General features: G+C 45.9%; 1 pseudogene. It reads left to right on the forward strand.

Annotation, left to right across the window (positions count from 1 at the left end):
* Nucleotides 1–182: 182 nt before the first annotated feature.
* A pseudogene (locus MO867_RS22525) lies at nt 183–556 on the forward strand (hypothetical protein); the annotation flags it as partial.

Raw genomic sequence — 556 nt, forward strand, 5'->3', positions numbered from 1 at the left:
ACGAACGGTACAGTGACTACGGGGCTATAGCTGCATGAAACTGTCCGAAGTGTTGGTATGTAGAAGATGATAGTAAAGGGCGTACAAGTTATGCATTCTCCGTTACAGCTAGAGTACTTGTAAGCGGCTCGCATTATTCAGAAGGCTTGACTGTGATAAACCGGGATGATTGGTCCTTGAACATGTCCGGAAGTGATAATAGGGGGTGGTACTGGGCCTGTGGCCATGGTCATGTACTCAATATTCGCGCCTTCTATAACCCCGAGAATGAAATGTTTGGAGCGCTTTGCACTAGCGATGGAAATGAATACTATCCTTCGCCCGGCTTGAATGCGATTGCGATTAAAATGGAAGACAGTGGTTCTTCAGTTTATGAAGGTACTTACAATCACTTGGTTCCTTCGACAAGTGCAATGATTTCCAACGGGGGAGGGCACACAGTAGTCCCGGTTGATGCCAATACTAACCTCTCAGTAATTGTTTCACCGCAGTACATTGAAGCAATACTTCGGACAGTTTTAAGAGGCGAAATGGGTAGGAACCATGGACATGTACT

The sequence above is a fragment of the Microbulbifer okhotskensis genome (genome assembly GCF_023895975.1).
Lineage (GTDB): Bacteria > Pseudomonadota > Gammaproteobacteria > Pseudomonadales > Cellvibrionaceae > Microbulbifer > Microbulbifer okhotskensis.